This window comes from Candidatus Enterovibrio escicola (assembly GCF_002464935.1).
Classification (GTDB): domain Bacteria; phylum Pseudomonadota; class Gammaproteobacteria; order Enterobacterales; family Vibrionaceae; genus Enterovibrio; species Enterovibrio escicola.
The window spans coordinates 239,887-260,351 of sequence record NZ_NBYY01000009.1; the positions used below are offsets into that span (position 1 = coordinate 239,887).

A 20,465-nucleotide genomic window follows, 5' to 3' on the forward strand; every position below is an offset into this window, starting at 1 on the left:
ATGATAGTTCGCTCTTGAACCCTATAATTTAAAGGGCTCCGAAGACAAAGGCATAATAATTTCAATACCCTCCCAGCCTACTCAATAACCTATAATGAGTTTCCCTTAGTCGTACTTACCTGTTCAGTAACCAACTTCAGTTGTCAAATACTCCAAAAGCAGACAGGTACGATCAAAGCCGTTTAACGTTGATCAGCAATCGTTTGTTTTAGTACCCGAGCACTATGTTTTAACAATGCTGCTTCAATCGTTTGTTGTAACAGCAAAACTCGCTGCTCCATTTCATTCGTGGTGCTGACAGTTCGCTTTCTTTCTTCACGAAGCTCATTGCAAAGATTAAGAGCAACGATAGTGATTAGTTGCTCTGTATTCGTTACTTTAGTGCGCCCTGACAATTCATGCAACCGCTGATCAAAATCATTTGATGCTTCGATGAGTGATTGTTCCTCACCAATTGGACAATTCACCTGCATGATTTTACCGAGGATTTGAATTTCAATAACCTGCGTAGTCATAACTTCTTTAATCCCCCTTCAAAGGATGATGCTACACCTTGACGTAACGGGAACAAACTATAGGAAATGACAGGTTAAACTGCAAGTCCATCCTAGCTTCGAAGTGCTTATCAATGCACTGGACAATCAAAAAGTCATCCATGTGATGGAAATCAGTACACTTCCAACCATGCCTATATAAATAACACCGAAACGTGACGACTTTAATACCCAATCAACTTGAAGGTACACATTTTTACACCTGAAATTTATCGTTCATTTAACATGTCAAAAAGTCTGTAATATCGAGAAAAAGTGCGGTGAGAAATTGATAAATGGTCTCTTTGGAATCACGTTTATTTTTAGAGTCAGCATTGTTCTACAAACTTTCATTCATCACCTTCAAAATCCTTCCTATTGGATTTAGATTCGGACTATAAGTAGGTAGACAGTGGAGCTAGATATTGAGGATGAATAAGGCATATCTAACTAGGTCACCTCAGTGAGGTCCTGCTCCGTCTAAGATTATATGCAACCTATTTAGTAAATGGATAATCATCTCATCTTTGCAAAAGAACTAACAATCTTTGCGCTGTCGGTGGTATCCTATTCGCTATCATCTATATTTTTAATATCAGAAAAATTAAGCATACCCATAATATTCAAGCAACTACGACTCCCTGTGATTTCAAGTGCTTTATCTTATCTAGGACGTATACATGCGTGCTTTTTGTCGTTTGCGTTTGATAAACGTCGTCAATGAATATAAAAAAATTTATCCTAGGTGCAGGCGGTTTTTGGGATCATCATAGTGACTAATTAAATTACGTTGTTTTCTACGTCAGACTTTCTGGGAATACCTATAGGTATATTATAATTGAAGTCATGATGATGGAGCCATGCAGACAATTCCAAGAATTGTATATTCTATTCGGCGTTATTGATTAAATCAGGCCTATAACGCACTCATCCCAATCTTTTTTATAGTCTTAATTTATCTGCTGGCAGACAAGCATACCAAGTTTTATTAACTTTGTTCATCGCTTTCATATTTGCCAGCGATTCAATAAATTGAGAATTGTAATTAACCTGAGCTGCGCATAAGAAATGAACTAAATTCCCAAGTCGAGATCTGATCGTTTGAAATAACCTATTAACTGCACAAGGACTTGGTCATGAATAACTTAGACGCTGTTTTCAGAGATGTCGACGGCTTCTGCCACACTTTCCTTCCTGCATGAAAAAACCTAATTTCTTCCGGTATCAAACAAATAAACAAGCCTTTTCGACGAAAAATTAGCGAAGTCATGACGATAATGATAGCTTTCCATCAATCGGGATATCGAGACTTCAAAACCTATTACATCCACTTTGTTTGTCGCTACCTCACAACGAATTTCCTGAATTAATTAGCTACACGAGGATGCTCAAACTCATACAAGGTGTTCTAGTTCCGCTTTGCTCTTACCTCACTCACCCTCAGGCAAAGCTGACAGGAATTGCCTTCGTTAATTCGTCCAAGCTACAGGTTTGGCATAACCTACGCATTCTCAAACATCAGGTTTTTAAAGGTACCTCGAAGCGAGGAAAAAGAACGATGGGGGTGGTTCTATGGAGACAAAGGTTATATCTCTGGTTTATTGGAGCGGGAATTTGCAGAAAATGGAGTGACACTGATAACGGGTGTAAAAAAATATGAAACCAAAAGTGATGAAACTTTAGAACCACCTGATGCTCCAGAAACTATTTATTATTGAAACCATTTTTGACCAACTAAAAAACATATCCCAAATCGAGCATTCTCGGCACCATAGTTGTATCCGCTTTATGGTCAACTTACGGGCGGGGCTTATCGCGTATTCATTTCAACCAAAAAAGCTGAACATCAAGATTACTAGGTTTGATAAGCAAGCACTTATGCAGATCTGAGGTTAATTACGAAGAGTAAGTTTAGGGGTGAGCAACTGTTTATAGCAAATTATAGTGAAACATTGCTGTCTCTACTGATGAGTAGTTTATGATAACCCCTGTCCTTTTTCCACTCTGATAGTTTTTCCTCTTTTAAAGTCTTTACAGCTCCATTTCGAGGATGTCCTTCCTCCCAGTACTCCGCGTTGCCTCAAGGTGGAATACTTAGCGTTATTCCTTTGTTTTTCAGTACGTGGTTACATGCTTTTGTGTCATAGGCTCCATCAGCACTGACTTGCTGTATCTTTCGTCGTAATGGGTTAAGCAATATAGGTAAAACCTTATTATCATCTACAGAAACTAGGCTAACTCCTACAGCAATAGCCTTATGAGTAAACACATCAACGGTAAGATGAAGTTTACGCCAGATACGTCGCTTATCCTTACTGTGTTTACGTGTTTTCCATTCACCTTCGTCGTATAATTTTAGGCTTGTAACATAAATAACGACCTAATCGGCATCTCCTCGACTAGGCAAACGGTACTTAACTTTTACGTTCTTACGAACGCATGACTAATGCAAGTGGATGTAGGTAATTTAAGTGAGACGTTCATCAACGTAAAAAATGAATTGAGAAAGCCTTTTAACCTACGAAGTGGGAGTATTAAAAATACCTTTCACCATCAGTGCCGTTTCCATCGCAGTATTCGAAAATATAAACCTATGGCCATGATAATCTGATCGTAGGAATTGCGATTAGTTCAGATATTTGGGAAACAACGCCATTATATGCTAAATAACTATTCAACATACATCACAATTTAAAGGGTATGATGATAAATCGGAACTCTAAGATGCGCTATGAGAATCAGAGTTAAAATAGTTGAAGGGTGGCTGTTTCATGGATGCACAGAGCTTAAGAAATCATCTCGGTACTACAACCTTCTGATGCAAGCAGTACTGATTTTACACGATCGAGGATTCGAGCATCACGCATTATATCATGCTAGCTTTCGTGCAGGTGTTTTTCCTTGAAACGGTAACTGTCACAGCACGTAGTTTTAAGCTAAGTTCATCAAAAATCAAGCATCTTCAATGGTCACGGGGTTATAGGGTATATATTATAAACATGTTTAGCCAGCTTGTGATGAGAAGTGATACATATGGTAAAGAATGAACGGCATTTAAGGTTTCCTAACTTAACCCAAGTAACTTTACCAAGATACATCAACATTGCTACCATGCTTTGTGGTAGATTAAACCATCAACTAAGCACTAGGAAGCTAATATTGTACAATTGCACTAACCACTATCAAGAGTTGTTCATCCAATCACAAACAATGCTGCCACGAACACTTAGTATATCGATGAACAATTAACTCAGTTGACTTCTGCTTCAAACCCTTACTTCCTAGCGACAATTACAGCCTTCTGAATCATCTTTATGCATTGTCAGAATGGGTGAATTCTTTTAGTGCTGGTATTCAGCTTGGCATCGATTACGACGATGCCATGGAAGAGGAGCAAGCTATTTTGTTTGAACAAGTGATAAAACATATTCAATTATACCATGACTTACATACTGAACTTGGTATAAAGCCCGATGATAGTGCAACTCACAACAAGCCAACATCGGCTAATTTTGGTTGGGGACTTAGTAGGACATGAATACGTCTGCACCTGTGACACATAAATTTGATGTCGTCATCACGGGTGGCGCAATGACAGGTGCCTCTCTGGCATTAGCAATTGAACACTTTACTAATGCTGGCTTGACCGTTGCGGTTGTCGAAGTGGCAATTCTGGACGATACTAAGTTTAGCTGTGACGCCAGAAGCATTGCCTTATCTTACGGTAGCTGCCAACTACTTGAACGCATTGGCGTTTGGCAGTCTTTAGCACCGTTTGCCACTGTCATCAACACCATCCATATATCCGATCAAGGACACTTTGGTTTAACTGACATACATGCTAACAATGAAGACATCCCATTTTTAGGGAATGTTATTGAGCTAGCTGATGCTAGACAGGTATTTCATCAGGCGTTATGGAATACAACTAACGTAACGCTTTTCTGTCCCGCAGCAGTGTCATCCGTCGAACGAACCATCGATGAAGTACTGTTAACTCTGAATGATGGTCAAACATTAAAAACCAAGTTATGGGTTGCTGCTGACGGCACGATATCATCGTGTTGTAAAATGCTCAGCATTGACCATCATGAACATGACTTCAAGCAAATAGCGCTGATTGCCAATATCACAACTGAATTACAACACAAAGGCCATGCATTTGAACGCTTTACACACTCAGGTCCCCTCGCTTTACTACCCCTATCTCGAGGGCGTTGTTCTTTAGTTTGGTGTTTAAATTCAGAAGACGCATCCGTACTTTTAAGAAGCAGTAATAACGAATTCCTAGATGCACTCCAGCGCACTTTTGGTTGGCGCTTGGGCCGTCTAGTGAGTGTTGGTCAGCGTCGCTTGTATCCACTAATTTTACACCAATCAACACGTATAATTAGCCATCGTTTTGCTGTAGTGGGCAACGCTGCACAAACACTTCACCCTATCGCAGGACAAGGGTTTAATCTTGGACTACGTGATGTAGTAACACTGGCAGAAGAAATTTCATCAATGTACCAGCAAAATCAAGATTGTGGTGAAATGGAAATGCTACAGAGCTATCAACAACGGCGATTTCCTGACAGAAATACCATTATTGCTATTACATCAGGGCTTGTCCATGGTTTTTCCAACACATCGTTACCATTAACGTTTGGTCGAAATTTAAGTTTGGTGGCCTTATCTGTTTTCAATGGATTAAAAACTCCTTTATTTCAACACGCAATGGGATTAGTAAGACGACCATGAAAATGATTAATGTTGATATCGCCATTATTGGCGGCGGTATCGTTGGACTGACTTTCGCTGCTGCACTAGCTGATAGCGATTTACGTATCATTGTTATTGAAGATAAAGTTCAAGAACCAACACTTAGTGATTTGCCAAATCCTCGTGTATCAGCACTAAACCGTGCCAGCGAATTCATACTGAGAAATATCGGTGTGTGGGAAGATCTTTCCTCTCACCATAACAACTCATATCAAAAGATGTCCGTGTGGGAGCAAGATAGCTTCGGATCAATTGAATTCGATGCCTTAGATTTAGGTCAACCAAATCTTGGTCATATCATCGAAAACCAAGTGATTCATTTAGCGTTACTTGACCGCATAAAACAGCAGCATAACGTAATATTGCTTTGTCCCAACAAATGTACCTCCATGCGGTTTGGAGAAACAGAAACATGGCTAACACTTGATTCTAGTAATTTAATTACTACAAAATTGGTTGTCGGCGCTGATGGCGCAAACTCTTGGGTCCGAAATCAGCTTTCAATACCACTCACCCATTGGGATTACGGTCAAAGTGCACTGGTTACCAATATCCGCACCACTGAACCACACAATAGCGTTGCGCGTCAAATATTCACACCTGACGGACCTCTGGCTTTTTTACCACTATCACAACCAGATCTCTGCTCAATCGTATGGTCGCAATCGCCTCGGCTTGCGAACGAACGTCATAATATGCCAGACCACAAATTTAACAAAATACTCACGGCAGAATTCGATGCACGACTTGGACTGTGCTTTGTTGAAGGTGAGCGAGCTGTATTTCCACTAAAAATGCGCTATGCACGTGATTTCGTCGTCAATCGGGTCGCTCTGATTGGTGATGCTGCTCACACTATCCATCCACTTGCAGGACAAGGCGTGAACCTTGGTTTGTTAGATGCAGCAACGCTGGCACAAGAATTACGTCGCCTTCATGACGAAGGAAAAGACATTGGCAAGAAAGCTCATCTGCGTAGCTTCGAACGCTGGCGTAAAACCGAGGCAACACAGATGATTGCGATTATGCAGGGATTTCGTGATTTATTTTCTGGTGACCATCCAACTAAGATACTATTTCGAGGCATAGGTTTGATCGTTGCCTCTACACTGCCAAGTATTAAGGTGCAGTTTATTAAGCATGCTCTCGGGATAACTGGAGATTTACCAGAATTAGCTAGGAGAAAGTAGGTTATAAGGTACAAAAAGAGGACTACTCTTTCTTGTTATTATCCTTCACTACCCAACTACACAGAAACCAAAAAACTCCCAAGAAGACCACCCAGCTCCCACTCGGAACTATTTCTCAATTTAAATTAGTTTAGAACAGAGCTATTACACTTGGCCTTTAACTTCTTTGCGACCATAGAAAGGTGCGAGTACACCTAGTGCTTCTTCTATCCGGATCAGCTGATTATATTTAGCAACACGGTCGGAACGGCTCATAGAACCAGTTTTGATTTGGCCAGCCGCAGTTCCTACCGCTAGATCTGCGATAGTTGCATCTTCAGTTTCACCTGAACGGTGAGAGATCACTGTAGTGTAGCCTGCATCTTTTGCCATTTTAATAGCAGCAAGAGTTTCGGTCAGTGACCCAATCTGGTTAAACTTGATCAAGATAGAGTTAGTGATGCCTTTTTCTATGCCTTCGGCAAGGATCTTAGTATTAGTTACGAACAGATCATCACCAACCAATTGAATTTTGTCACCCAATAGTTCAGTTTGGTGCTTAAAGCCAGCCCAATCAGACTCATCCAAACCGTCTTCAATAGAAATAATAGGGAACTTCTCTACCAAACCTGCTAGATAGTGGTTGAACTCTTCAGAAGTAAATGTTTTTCCTTCACCTTTCAGGTTGTAGGTACCAGTTTCTTCATTGTAAAACTCAGACGCTGCACAGTCCATCGCCAGTGTAACGTCTTGTCCTAGTTCGTAACCTATCGATTCAACCGCTTCTTTGATTACAAGAAGAGCATCAGCATTAGATTTTAAGTTAGGAGCAAAACCACCTTCATCACCAACTGAAGTGTTCATTCCTTTAGATATCAATACTTTAGATAAGCTGTGGAATATTTCTGAACCCATACGAACAGCTTCTCTTAATGTTTTCGCACCAACAGGCTGAATCATAAACTCTTGGATATCTACGTTGTTATCAGCGTGTTTACCACCGTTGATGATGTTCATCATGGGAAGAGGCATGGAGAATACGTTTGGAGTGTCGTTTAGATCAGCGATATGCTCGTACAGTGGTATGTTTTTCGCTGCAGCTGCAGCTTTTGCATTCGCCAGAGAAACAGCTAGGATTGCATTAGCCCCAAACCTAGATTTGTTCTCAGTACCATCTAGGTCAATCATAATTTGGTCGATTTCTGCTTGGCGAGTCGCATCCTTACCTCTTAGAGTGTTTGCAATTTCACCGTTCACAGCTTCGATCGCCTTCAGTACGCCTTTACCTAGGAAACGTGAGTTGTCTCCGTCACGCAATTCCAATGCTTCACGAGCACCCGTAGATGCACCAGAAGGTGACGCAGCCATACCTACGAAACCACCTTCTAGGTGAACTTCTGCTTCTACCGTGGGATTACCACGTGAATCAATAATTTCACGACCCAGAACTTTAATAATTTTAAACATTAATGTTTCCTTTAATATATCAATTGGTTATAAAGTATATAAGAGACTACACAATCGTCATAATTGCTCTTTATTCAGTTGCAGCCTCCAGGTTGATTTCTACCAGCCGCAGCTACAAATCCAGAAAATAGTGGATGCCCGTCACGAGGTGTTGAGGTGAATTCAGGGTGGAACTGACAAGCCACAAACCATGGATGATTAGGGTTTTCAATAATTTCTACTAACTGTTTATCTGCTGATAATCCAGAGACAACCAAACCAGCATCTTCAAGTTTTGAACGTAGCACATTGTTCACTTCATAACGGTGACGATGACGCTCATAAATAGTCGCATTACCATATAATTCACGAGCCTTTGTCCCTTCCTTCAGATGGCATAGTTGCGCGCCAAGGCGCATGGTGCCACCAAAATCTGACTTTTTTGTACGCTCCTCAACGTTACCTTCTCCATCAACCCACTCCGTGATCAAACCCACAACAGGAAACTTGCTTTCTTTATCGAACTCGGTTGAGTTCGCATTTACCATGGCAACCACGTTGCGCGCGTATTCAATCACGGCAACTTGCATACCAAGACAGATCCCTAGGTAAGGGACGTTATTTTCACGTGCATATTTAGCAGCCATAATTTTGCCTTCAACACCACGATCACCAAAGCCACCAGGTACGAGAATCGCATCTAGACCTTTCAAAGTCTCATCGCCTTTGGTTTCTACGTCTTGAGAATCAATATACTTGATCTTCACCGTTAAACGTGTTTTCAAGCCACCGTGTTTCAATGCTTCACTAACCGACTTGTAGGCGTCTGGCAGTTGAATGTATTTTCCAACCATACCAATGACCACTTCACCCGTTGGGTTGGCTTCTTCATAAATAACTTGTTCCCACTCAGAAAGGTCTGCCACGGACGCGTCGATACTGAATCGGTCACACACTAGATCATCAAGACCCTGCGCACGGAGAAGTGAAGGAATTTTATAGATAGAATCCACATCCTTCAACGAAATAACTGCTTTTTCTTGTACGCTACAGAAAAGGGCAATCTTAGCTCGTTCATTTTCAGGGATGACACGATCGCTTCGACAAATAAGAATATCTGGCTGGATACCGATAGACAGCAACTCTTTAACAGAGTGTTGGGTAGGTTTGGTTTTTACTTCACCTGCCACTGCAAGGTAGGGGACCAGAGTCAGATGCACGAACATCACGCGCTCACGGCCAACCTCTACTGCCAGTTGGCGTAATGCTTCAAGGAACGGCAAGGATTCAATGTCACCTACTGTGCCACCAACCTCAACAATAGCAATGTCATAGCTTACAGATCCTGCGATAACACGTTCTTTAATGGAGTTGGTGATATGAGGAATAACCTGAATGGTCGCACCCAGATAATCGCCACGTCGCTCTTTCCTCAGTACGTCAGCGTATATGCGACCAGAAGTAAAATTATTACGCCTCGTCATTTTTGTGCGGATAAAACGCTCATAGTGACCCAAGTCAAGATCCGTTTCTGCACCGTCTTCTGTAACGAATACTTCGCCGTGTTGGGTTGGGCTCATTGTACCTGGATCCACGTTGATATAAGGATCCAGTTTCATCAGGGTTACGTTCAGACCACGTGCTTCTAAGATTGCCGCTAGTGACGCAGCTGCAATACCCTTACCTAGGGAGGAAACCACCCCGCCAGTAACAAAAATATAATTTGTCGTCATGCTAAACCTAAGAGTTGGATTTAGAGGGAATAATTAGGAATCTAGACGGGCTAAAATGTTACCAGAGCCAGAAACTTTCCGCAACGTGAAAACTACCCCCCACAGAATAACATTCCTTGTCGTAAGAAATTAAGCAATTTACGACGAATTATTAACCTAAGATCTGTATAAAAATAATCTAGAATTTAAAAAATCCAAGTAATTTCAATGCTAGGTTTCTTTGGTTAGAACGTATAAGCAATAAGGTGGACAATAAGGTTTACTACACTTCGGTTTCGAGAATGCTCGATTTGGCACCTGTTTTTAACTGATCAAAGATTGTCTCGATGATAAAACGTTTTCTCAACATAAAGCGGTCCCAAAACTTCATCACCTTTTGTTTCCTGTTCCTCCGTTTATTCGTAATAAGACTAACCTATTTCTTGGTGAGTATGCTCTCAAGGGAACCAGATATATATTTTTTATCTTCAGAGTGTGACCCCCAAAGATGATCGGTCATATCATGCACGAATTTTCTGTCATCAACATTGGTTGTTGTTACCTTTATCGAAATCCAAATCATACCACCTTGGTCATTGATGATAAGGTGAAGTTTAAAGTCATAGAACCCTCCCATCGGCTCCTTACCTCGTTTAACCATCCCCTCCAACACTCAATGCCGTGAAATGGCGTTGTTTCATAAATATCTAAACTAATTGCAATGTCTACGATTAGATCATCATGGAATTAAACAGGAAGTTATAATATGAAAGGCCAAGCACAAGATCAGCAACTGGAAACAATGTAATTAAACATTAGTAAACCAAGGCTTAGTGATTTTTTTAGATATACGTCACTGCTATTAAGGCATGGCCTTATATAAAACATCACGGTCATCGTGGCCGTGGGTTTATATTTTCGGATATTGCGATTGAAACGGCACTGATGGTGAAAGGTATGTTTAAACTCCCACTTCGTAGATTAAAAGGCTTTCTCCATTTAGTTCTTACGTTGATGAATGTCCCTATGAAATCCCCTAAATAAACCTATATTAGTAAGCTAGTAAGCGTTCTCAGACATCAGGTTTTAAAGGGTACCGAGAAGCGAGGAAAAGGAACGATGAGGTGGTTCTATGGCTTTAAATTACACCTTAATTAACCTCAGATCTACATCAGTGCTTGTTTATCAAACCTCGCATCAAGATGACTAGGTTTGATAAACAAGCACTGATGTAGATCTGAGGTTAACTATGAAAAAATCCATTTTCTAGACTGAAATAAACTCATTGAATACATGACTATGAAAACAGTGTCTACATTATTTTTGCTAAAGTCCTTATTGAAACTGATGCTTGGATTCAAACGATTTAATCTCTAGCTTCGACACTAATAAACAAAAAGATCCTGTTATAAATCAACGATTTGTCATCATAACTTAGTGCGTCCAGTACATTTATTTGATGATACACTAAATGACAGAATTAACAGTTTATTTTTTATCCTACGGATAACCATTTCGGAATCTCGCCGTTTCTTCCTGTTCTTATTACAACAAAAATAATACTCGTTATACTTTAAATAATACATATACAGAACGCGATTTATGTTTTCAAAAAACTTCTATTTTACCTCGGTTCGTGATCCCACGAATCAGTGAAGACGTTTCACTCCATGCACCTCTTTAACTTGCTGTAATCGACTAATCACCCGACTGAGCACCTCAAGATCACTCAATTCCAAATCAAAATCCATGATACAAATTTCTTTTTTGTAATCAATACGAGTTCGCATACCCGATACTTTAACTCTCTCATTGGTCAGTACTGTATTGAGATCTTTAATCAACCCATTTCGCTCTGTAGCAGATACACGCACACAGATCTGGTAACTACCAATATATCCCCTCCCCCATACTGTCTCGATAATACGTTCAGATGCATGATGACGGAGCTTTGATAGCTGATCACAGTCCGCACGATGTACCGAGATACCTCGACCCTGTGTCACGTAACCTTCAATGGCATCTCTAGGTATAGGTTGGCAACAACGCGCAAGGTGGATCATTAAATTATCCACGCCTTTCACCACAACTACATCTCGACGGGGTTTTTTCGGTATGAATGTCGTATCTGTTTGCTCTAATCTTTGGCGGAGTTGCTGATCTTCTTCTGCTTTTGTCGGTTTGTTAAGCAAAGAATTTATGTAATTAACTACTTGGTTTATCCGCAGATCACCGCTACCAACACCCGCATAAATTTCATCAATGCTGTTCACATTGAAACGTTTCATGGCCAACGTTACATCTTTACTCACTGCACTGATTTTCACCAGTTCCATATCTAGGATTTCTTTACCTGCAACAACATTTTTTTCGTATGCTTGCTTGCGGAACCACGCATTGATTTTGGCACGCGCACGACCCGACGTGACAAAACCTAGGTTTGGATTGAGCCAATCACGAGATGGGTTAGGCTCTTTTTGAGTGATAATTTCAACCTGATCACCCATGCTCAGATGATACATGAACGGTACAATACGCCCTCCTACTTTTGCACCGATACAACGGTGCCCAACTTCTGAGTGGATATAATAAGCAAAATCTAGTGGCGTAGCACCTGTGGGTAAATCCACCACATCACCGCGTGGGGTAAAAACGTAGATACGATCATCAAGCACCTGACTATGAAGTTCATCAAGTATTGTACCAGAATCCGACACTTCCTTTTGCCATGCAAGCAGTTTACGAAGCCAAGTAATCTTCTCATCATAACCTCTCCGACCAATAGAGCTCCCTTCTTTATACTTCCAGTGTGCAGCTACTCCAAGCTCTGCTTCATCATGCATGTGCCTAGTACGTATTTGAATTTCGACGGTTTGGTTTTTCGGCCCCAATACTACCGTGTGAATGGATTGATAACCATTCGGTTTAGGATTGGCAACATAGTCGTCAAATTCTTTAGGGAGGTGACGATATTTAGTGTGCACTATACCAAGTGCGGCATAACAATCTTGCAGGTGATCAGTGATAATGCGAATTGCACGCACATCAAAGAGTTCTTCAAATTCGAGGTTTTTTTCCTGCATTTTTAACCAGATACTATAAATATGCTTAGGTCTGCCATCCACTTGAGCATTAATGCTAGATGACGCCATTGCTTCTTGTAGGTCTACCACAAACTTATCAATATATTGCATTCTCTCAATACGACGTGCAGCCAATTTCTTGGCAATTTTCTTGTAAGTAGCAGAATGCTGATAACGAAATGCGTAATCTTCAATTTCCCATTTTAACTGCCCAATACCCAGGCGATTTGCCAGTGGTGCATAAATGTTGGTACACTCTTTAGCGACAGACTGTCGAATTTCATCTGATTTATTCTTTACTTCACGTAGATGGCTAATTCGCTCTGCTAGCTTGATTACCACACAACGGAAATCAGCCACCATTGACAACAACATACGACGGACGTTATCCACTTGCGCATAAGGTACCGCTTCTTTTGTTGTAGCATTGAAGTGGTGAATTGCCGCCATTTCCTCAACCCCACAGACCAATCTGGCAATAGTATTACCATAAACTTCCGTCAATGTGAGACGATCCAGTAACCCATCCTCTACCATAGGAAAGAGCAAGGCTGCCTGTAATGTTTCCTTGTCCATACTCAACGTGACAAGAATTTCTACCATTTCACGGCCACGACAAAGGGGTTGCACCCGTGACGTATCATCGCCCAATGTCAAGCAATGATGATAGACGTCAATCAACACCTGAGAAATTACTGGCCCTTGGTCAAGTACTGCCACCCAGATCTCAAGTGTAAAATCTGCATTGTCATTTAGATGTGAGCCACGTATTGCAACCATTTCACTATCCTGTTCTCTCTTAGCTCTGGTTGGTAATCAGCTCAACCACCAACGATGACTCACTATATAGCATTTATTAACAACGCCATTGATTCTAAGTACCCTGTGTGGGTACACACTCAACCTAACCAGTTAATCACCTTTTCTAACTGTACTTGACGGTCACATGCAAGTGTCACAGGGTTATAAGAAACCTATACCACGCACTCAGCACCTAATTCTGCCATATACGGTATAACCTCTAAAGCACCCGTGAGTGCGAGACCGCGAAAAATTTTGCCATCTATTCACTAACCCTATGTGGTGCTCGCAGCAGCAGTTTAAACGTTCACATATATAGAAGGTTTCATTGGGAATCGCATTTAATACGGTATTATCAGGATGATCTATATCATGGCATCCATACCTTCAACACCACCTGTTTTTCAAAAGGAAAAGTACAGTTACCAAAACCACAAAGCAGGCCTAGCCTTCGACGTTAGCACCTGTAAATTCAATGATGATGCCTCCCTATTAATGGAGATATCAGTAGTCACTTCAGTGAAGTCTTTCGACTTAAATACCCATGTAAATCCATAAAACTGATCACATAGCATGTCATCAAATAGACTAGACGTTGTATTTCTTAATCACATAGCTATAGACATAAGGTCAATAAAAACTTCTTGGCAATCACATGAATACTCAGTAAATTCTCATCATGCCGTATTTTCACCATACACACCAACAACCTGAATACTATTTATCTCTCTTAAGAATGAGAGACCTCCCCATAGTACGTTAATCGGTTTTATCACAAAATTATGCAGAAGTAGAAACGTACTAATTTTTAGATGCAATCTGGCTGCAAGCGCGTAGAGATCCTCCCAAACAGATCAACCCTCTGGGTTGTTGAGCTGTCTATTTTTAATCATCAACCACATTTTTATACCAGCGAATGTAGCTGTGGCTCCTTCATTTTACTCCCTTCCTAGGCACTGATGCATATTACCTTTGAGTTTCTGGTAGCTTTACTCGACTAGGTTAGTCAAATACTTAACTTGAAGTCCTTCAATCAAGTTGAGCAATCCTCCCCGTAAATCTGAGTTGAATATTGATATTATGCAGTGCTCACACATGGGCAGCACTCTTATAAGTCACCAACTTTTCAGATAAACTGTTATGGCATATTGCCTTGTTGAAAAAGACGCGAACCACTTTCTCATCACGGTGTTAGCACAGTAGAGAATCAATGACATTACCGAATGTATCAACAACCAGATAATAATACTTCCACTGATCTTTGACGTTGATATATGTCGCATCCATCCGTCATAAAGAAGCGATAGGCTTTTTTACTTGATGAGCCTACTGTTCCCGCAAAGGCGTATATTTAATAACGCACAGATTGCTGGTTGAGTGATCAGTATTGATGCTGTTATTTCCAAAATATCTGAACTAATCGCAATTTTTAAGATCAGATCATCATGGAGTTAAGCGGGAGATGATGCTGGAAAAAACCAAGCACAAGATTGGCAATTGGTAACAATATAATAAAGCACTAGTAAACCGTGGCTCAGTCACTTTCTGGATAAACGAAGCTACCATTAAGGCATAGCCTTTTCTAAAGCATTACGGTCATCGTGGACGTGGGTTTATATTTTCAGATACCGCGATTGAAAGAGCACTGATGGTGAAAGGTATTTTAACGCTCCCACTTCGTGGATCTGAAGGTTTTCTCAATTTGGTTCTTACGTTGATGCATGTCACGCCAAAATCCCCTACATACACTTGCATTAGTAATGCGTTCAAAAACCGTAAAAGTTAAGTACCATTTGCCTAGTAAAGGAGCCGTCGCACATGTTGTTATTGATGCCATAGGGCTAAAGGTATACGGCGAAGTCGAATGGAAAACGCGTAAATACGGGAAGGATAAGCGGCATCTCTGGTGCAAACTTCATCTCACGGTTGATATGTTTACTCATGAAGTTATAGCCACCGAAGTTAGCCTAGTGTCAGTGGGTGACAATGAGATTTTACCCACATTGCTTAACCCATTACGACGTAAAGATACAGCAAGTCAGTGCTGACGGAGTTTAGACACAAGAGCATGTCACCACGTACTAAAAAACAAAGGAATAAAGTCTACTATTCCACCGCGAAGCAACGCGAGTTACTGAGAAGAAGCATATCCTAGAAATGAAGCTGTAAAGGCGTTAAAAGATGACAAACTGGCGGAGTAGACAAAGGACATGGGTTATCACAAACGATCATTAGTAGAGACAGCAATGTTTCGCTATAAGCAGTTGCTCAGTCCTAAACTCACTCTTCGTGATTATCATTCTCAAGTTGGTGAAGCACTGGCAAATGTGAAGGCAATGAACAAAGTCAGTAAGACTCGGTATACCTGTTCGCCAGCAGACAAATCAAGATTGTAAAGAAGATCGGGATCAGTGCGTTATATGCCTGATTTAATCAACAACGCCGTTATATTGGTATATCGCAATAACTGCACCATCAAATGTATTTGAAATAGAACTCATCCAATTGACAAAACAGTGTTATAATTGGCACGGTTAGGTACATAATACAATACGAGCGATAGTGTCGTACACAAGTAAACCATCAGTAAATAAGCCTTTTTAACCAATTAGTTCGGCTAACACCAAAGGCTTAAATTTCTGCCTAACCCTCTCAGCCTGTAATAACGGCGCAAATTATGAGGAATAATACATCAAATAATGGATAGCTAATCTTAGCTAATTAACGCGGTTCTTCGAAGATCGTAAAATGTAGGTGAAGGTGTTGATTTCCACTGTATTACTCCGTAAAAGGGGGGTAGTAAGACAATACCTAGTTCTGATTGTTAGACTGATCATTTACCGATTAAAAAACGTTTGTGATCTTGCCTCGGATATATCCCAAAGATAATGAGCCTCTCAATAGCAACTCTTGGTTCCTCAACGTATAATAATCGTATCATTCTTCATGCGAAGTTACTGAAGGAAACATGGATATTCTTATAGCACTTATTGCCAGCCTGCTCTATTTTATTGCTATTTTTAAGATCATTTCAGGATTGTCGAGCCCTCACCAGATCCCCGTACGGTCTGTCTTTCTTCGTGCCTTAGGTGCACTTACACTCCATACCTGCCTTTTAACAGATCTTATTTTGTCTGGTAGCGGTCAAAACCTCAATATCCTTAACATCGCATCTTTCATCAGTTTAATCATCGCCACAATCACGACGGGATTAATGTTCAAGTTACGTGTGTGGGTATTACTCCCTGTAGTGTATAGCTTTTCCGCTATAAATTTGATTGCAGCCACCTTATTATCTAGTACGGTTATCACACACTTGGAAGCACATCCTAAGGTGTTAGTGCATGTCTCTTCGGCGCTTTTTTCTTATTCAACATTGATGCTTGCCGCTCTGTATGCCATTCACTTGGCTTGGTTGGATCATCAACTCAAAAGCAAAAAGAAAATAATCATGAACCAAAATCTTCCGCCTCTCATGGTTGTTGAACAACAGCTTTTCAATATTATCATGATCGGGGAGATCCTACTAACACTTACACTAATGACTGGCTTCGTGTTCGTCAACGACATGATAGCACAAGGAAAACTTCACAAAGCAGTACTGTCCGCAATAGCATGGATCATATATGGAGTTCTACTGTGGGGACACTACCGATTGGGTTGGCGTGGCCGACCTGTCATCTGGTTCAGTATCATTGGTGCCTTCTTTTTGACCCTCGCCTATTTTGACAGTCAATTTGTACGCGAAGTAATTATTACTGAATGACCAACGTCACGTAATATGTTGATCCTAAATTCAGATAATAACTGGAACACTTATGGTCTGCGTAGAAGAGAAATAAAACTACAAAAAGAAGTACGCCTTTCTCTCCAAGGAAATAAATTAGTACTTCCATTATTATCAATAGTTGGCCATGGGATGAAGATAACAAAGTGCAGCCATTTTAGAACGTGAAATTTCAATCTACGATATCGTAAAGACAATCGAATGCCATCGTTTTTCAGTTTACCGATAGCCGAAAAGATACCTTAATAAGGGTGCCTATTACCCTGAAATTTCTCAAGAACTATCAACAAATAATCGCAAGCTAGCAAACACTGTCCGTCAGGTGAAATGCACAGGTACGATATCTTAAGCTACCATCAAATACTCTAAAAAACAACGTTAGGAGAATGATACTAAAGACTCACTCTCCCACGTGTGTTGAGGATATGTTTTATTTTGTCAATTTCCCTAATTACTGCCCTCGTTCAGGTATTTTTTGGTAAAAATCACCTTATCAGATCATTGATATGCTTATTCAGCCACCGATGACTTAACCAATAAAGTCTGGCAAAAGAGAAATCAGCGTTTTTAATTTCAGAAACCTTCTCATGATCGGCGAACTCTATACCGTTATCTGACGTGAGGATGTTGAAGTCATAAAAGGTGAAATTTACAATTTAAATAAACGTTTCCACTACAGTACCCGCAGGTCATGTATTCAATAGGTTCATCTTACGTGTAAAATACCTTCTTTTACAGGGTAATGATTATAGCTATCGTTGACGTTAAATGTGGTTTTTACTCGCAAAAAAACTGTTTAAAAGCATGGCATCTAGCTTGGTGGATACCTATGTTATCGTTGCCAAGCATGTTGCCGAACTTTCCAGTTTGAATATACATACAGGGCTTATCTGCGAAGTAGATGAGCAATGGTCTTTCGTAGGTAACAAAAATACCCCTCGCTGGCTTTAGTATGCTTGGGAACCTCAATTAAAAAATTTTTACTCACGCATTCTGGTGTCTAGAAAGAACAAATTTTAATTTTATTTTCAATCTATTATCCATATTCAATGTTGCATTTTCGTGCACAGACGGTTTCAATGTGTACGATATTTCTTCCCGAGAATAAACACATTGTTGGCAAGCTCCATACATAACACATTGAGAGCAAAAATTTAACCCTCCGTATACGCTTAAAACGACTCAACTGGAAAATGATTGGATACTCAAAATCAACGGAAATATACGACTAAAAATATACGACTAAAGTGATCGGGATATTCATTGAATGTAAGTATTACCTTTAAACCATAATCAACTTATTGAATACATGACCCTTCTTGTTGCACGTCAAGATGGAGTGTGGTTAGATAAGAAGGTACGCGTTCTTTAGGATGAGTAAACACTCACCAACTGCAGTGAGTCTTAAAAACTATTGATATGTCCATTATATCAGAGGGACGTATTTATACAGTAGTATCATCCATGATTTCTTGTTTACCGTCACTTAATTTGCACGTTTAAAAGTAGTGACACAGCCATACATAAAGTGAGTTGGGTATGTTTGAAAACTTAACTGATCGTTTATCCCGAACACTGAATAATATCAGGAATCGTGGTCGTCTCACTGAAGATAATATTAAGGATACTTTACGCGAAGTCCGCATGGCGTTGCTGGAAGCAGACGTTGCCCTCCCTGTTGTACGTGAAGTAGTAAAGCGTATTAAAGAGAGTTCAGTAGGCTTAGAAATATCGAAAAACCTGACTCCAGGTCAGGAATTTATTAAAATTGTTCAGTTTGAACTTGAAGTTCTGATGGGCGAATCTAATGCTGAGTTGGATTTGACATCTCAACCACCCGCCGTCATCCTGATGGCGGGCTTGCAAGGTGTAGGTAAAACAACTAGTGTTGGTAAGCTAGGAAAAATGCTCAAAGAGCGTCACAAAAAAAAAGTACTGGTGGTGTCAGTTGACGTTTATCGACCTGCTGCGATTAAGCAGTTGGAAATGCTGGCAACAGAAGTTGGCATTGATTTTTTCTCGTCTTCAGTGGATCAAAACCCGATTGATATTGCCAACGCTGCACTGGCGCATGGCAAACTGAAATTTTATGACGTTGTCATTGTAGATACTGCAGGTCGACTACATGTCGACGCAACGATGATGGACGAAATAAGACACATTCACGCGGCGATTAATCCGACTGAAACTTTATTTGTGGTTGACGCCATGACCGGTCAAGACGCTGCGAACACAGCAAAAGCATTTAATGATGTGTTACCGCTGACAGGGGTAATACTGACCAAAGTTGATGGTGATGCACGTGGTGGCGCCGCGTTATCTGTACGTTATTTGACAGGAAAACCAATTAAGTTCTTAGGTGTAGGGGAGAAAATAGGTGCGTTAGAACCTTTCTACCCTGATCGTATTGCAAGTCGTATCTTAGGTATGGGTGACGTATTGTCACTTATCGAAGATTTAGAACGGAATGTCAATAAAGACAAATCAGAACAATTGGCGAAGAAATTTAAAGAAAAAAAAAGTTTTGATCTTCAAGATTATCATAACCAACTTCAACAAATGAAGAACATGGGTGGTATTATTGGGATGTTAGAAAAGCTTCCAAGCTTGTCTAATTTGAGCAATGATGTAAAAAATCAGGTTAACGACAAACTGATTGTCCAGGTGGAAGCAATCATAAACTCTATGACGCCGAAAGAGCGTATACGACCAGATTTACTTAAAGTTTCACGTAAGAAACGTATCGCTGCAGGTTCAGGTACACAGGTACAAGATATTAACCGCTTGCTCAAACAATTCAATCAAATGCAGAAGATAATGAAGAAAATGCAAAAGGGTGGCATGAAAAATATGATACGCAATATGAAAAATATGGTGGATAGTGGTGGCAAAATGTTCCCCCGCTAAGACTTAATATCAAAGTCACCTAAAATTCTCGGTAATTTAGTAGTTAACATGATTTACGCATAAGAAATAAACTAAATACCCAAGTCGCGATCTGATCGTTTAGATTAGATCATCAGTTAAACAATGACCTTATTCTGAATAAGTTAGACACTCTTATCACTATCACTGATATCGACGATTTCTGTCAGGTTTTCCTGCATGAGCAAATACCGGATTCTAAGGACATTGTTGATATAACTGAACTACAGGTAGGTAATAATTTA

At 40.3% G+C, this 20,465-nt stretch carries 13 protein-coding genes and 5 pseudogenes; 11 read left to right on the forward strand and 7 right to left on the reverse strand.

Annotated features, from left to right (window positions below):
• Positions 1-182 precede the first annotated feature (182 nt).
• The gene (gene zapA / locus BTN49_RS02735; protein ID WP_097355909.1) at positions 183-515 is read right to left on the reverse strand and encodes a cell division protein ZapA; all 333 of its coding nucleotides are present in this window, start codon (positions 513-515) and stop codon (positions 183-185) included.
• Between the two features lie 1,154 nt (positions 516-1,669).
• On the opposite strand from zapA, the pseudogene BTN49_RS02740 reads away from it, so the two are divergent.
• A pseudogene (locus BTN49_RS02740) lies at positions 1,670-2,423 on the forward strand (transposase).
• A gap of 42 nt (positions 2,424-2,465) precedes the next feature.
• Here the strand turns inward: BTN49_RS02740 and BTN49_RS21765 are convergent.
• A pseudogene (locus BTN49_RS21765) lies at positions 2,466-2,907 on the reverse strand (IS5 family transposase); the annotation flags it as partial.
• 945 nt (positions 2,908-3,852) lie between these two features.
• Between BTN49_RS21765 and BTN49_RS12700 the strand changes: the two are divergent.
• From BTN49_RS12700 to BTN49_RS02760, 3 genes are read left to right on the forward strand one after another with little or no spacing between them, the layout of a single operon-like run.
• Positions 3,853-4,071: a YecA/YgfB family protein gene (locus BTN49_RS12700; protein WP_146679045.1), complete on the forward strand. Its 219-nt coding sequence runs from the start codon at positions 3,853-3,855 to the stop codon at positions 4,069-4,071.
• Positions 4,068-5,276, forward strand: a complete 1,209-nt coding sequence (gene ubiH / locus BTN49_RS02755; RefSeq protein WP_097355911.1) for a 2-octaprenyl-6-methoxyphenyl hydroxylase — start codon at positions 4,068-4,070, stop codon at positions 5,274-5,276. The genes BTN49_RS12700 and ubiH overlap by 4 nt, the downstream gene beginning before the upstream one ends.
• Positions 5,273-6,487, forward strand: a complete 1,215-nt coding sequence (locus tag BTN49_RS02760) for an FAD-dependent 2-octaprenylphenol hydroxylase (protein ID WP_097355912.1) — start codon at positions 5,273-5,275, stop codon at positions 6,485-6,487. Before ubiH ends, BTN49_RS02760 begins: the two co-directional genes overlap by 4 nt.
• Positions 6,488-6,631: 144 nt before the next feature.
• On the opposite strand, the gene eno is transcribed toward BTN49_RS02760, so the two are convergent.
• From eno to BTN49_RS17140, 3 genes and pseudogenes are all read right to left on the reverse strand, one after another.
• Positions 6,632-7,933, reverse strand: coding sequence for a phosphopyruvate hydratase (eno, locus tag BTN49_RS02765; protein ID WP_097355913.1), 1,302 nt, complete (start codon positions 7,931-7,933; stop codon positions 6,632-6,634).
• Positions 7,934-8,007: 74 nt separating this feature from the next.
• Positions 8,008-9,645 carry a CTP synthase gene (locus tag BTN49_RS02770; RefSeq protein WP_097355914.1) on the reverse strand — a complete coding sequence of 546 codons (1,638 nt, stop codon included), beginning with the start codon at positions 9,643-9,645 and terminating at the stop codon, positions 8,008-8,010.
• Between the two features lie 262 nt (positions 9,646-9,907).
• A pseudogene (locus BTN49_RS17140) lies at positions 9,908-10,285 on the reverse strand (transposase).
• A gap of 200 nt (positions 10,286-10,485) precedes the next feature.
• Between BTN49_RS17140 and BTN49_RS02785 the strand changes: the two are divergent.
• Both BTN49_RS02785 and BTN49_RS20120 read left to right on the forward strand, forming a co-directional pair.
• On the forward strand, positions 10,486-10,668 hold the full coding sequence (locus tag BTN49_RS02785) for a transposase (RefSeq protein WP_223823996.1): 183 nt from the start codon (positions 10,486-10,488) through the stop codon (positions 10,666-10,668).
• A 30-nt stretch (positions 10,669-10,698) separates the two neighbouring features.
• Positions 10,699-10,776, forward strand: a pseudogene (locus tag BTN49_RS20120) (transposase); the annotation flags it as partial.
• Positions 10,777-11,273: 497 nt separating this feature from the next.
• On the opposite strand, the gene relA reads toward BTN49_RS20120, so the two are convergent.
• Both relA and BTN49_RS20125 read right to left on the reverse strand, forming a co-directional pair.
• Positions 11,274-13,487, reverse strand: a complete 2,214-nt coding sequence (gene relA / locus BTN49_RS02795) for a GTP diphosphokinase (protein ID WP_097355918.1) — start codon at positions 13,485-13,487, stop codon at positions 11,274-11,276.
• Positions 13,488-14,699: 1,212 nt separating this feature from the next.
• Positions 14,700-14,795 (reverse strand): DDE-type integrase/transposase/recombinase, encoded by a 96-nt coding sequence (locus BTN49_RS20125; RefSeq protein WP_146679048.1) that lies wholly within the window; start codon positions 14,793-14,795, stop codon positions 14,700-14,702.
• A gap of 181 nt (positions 14,796-14,976) precedes the next feature.
• Between BTN49_RS20125 and BTN49_RS02800 the strand changes: the two are divergent.
• The 5 genes and pseudogenes from BTN49_RS02800 to ffh all read left to right on the forward strand — a co-directional run bounded on the left by BTN49_RS02800 (position 14,977) and on the right by ffh (position 20,202).
• A pseudogene (locus tag BTN49_RS02800) lies at positions 14,977-15,941 on the forward strand (IS5 family transposase).
• 535 nt (positions 15,942-16,476) lie between these two features.
• Complete coding sequence (locus BTN49_RS02805) at positions 16,477-17,274, forward strand: cytochrome C assembly family protein (RefSeq protein ID WP_097355919.1); 798 nt, start codon at positions 16,477-16,479, stop codon at positions 17,272-17,274.
• 789 nt (positions 17,275-18,063) lie between these two features.
• Positions 18,064-18,246: a hypothetical protein gene (locus BTN49_RS20130; protein WP_394336623.1), complete on the forward strand. Its 183-nt coding sequence runs from the start codon at positions 18,064-18,066 to the stop codon at positions 18,244-18,246.
• A gap of 188 nt (positions 18,247-18,434) precedes the next feature.
• Positions 18,435-18,527, forward strand: coding sequence for an IS1 family transposase (locus BTN49_RS20135; protein WP_394336630.1), 93 nt, complete (start codon positions 18,435-18,437; stop codon positions 18,525-18,527).
• Positions 18,528-18,834: 307 nt separating this feature from the next.
• Positions 18,835-20,202, forward strand: a complete 1,368-nt coding sequence (ffh, locus tag BTN49_RS02815; RefSeq protein WP_097355920.1) for a signal recognition particle protein — start codon at positions 18,835-18,837, stop codon at positions 20,200-20,202.
• Positions 20,203-20,465 lie beyond the last annotated feature (263 nt).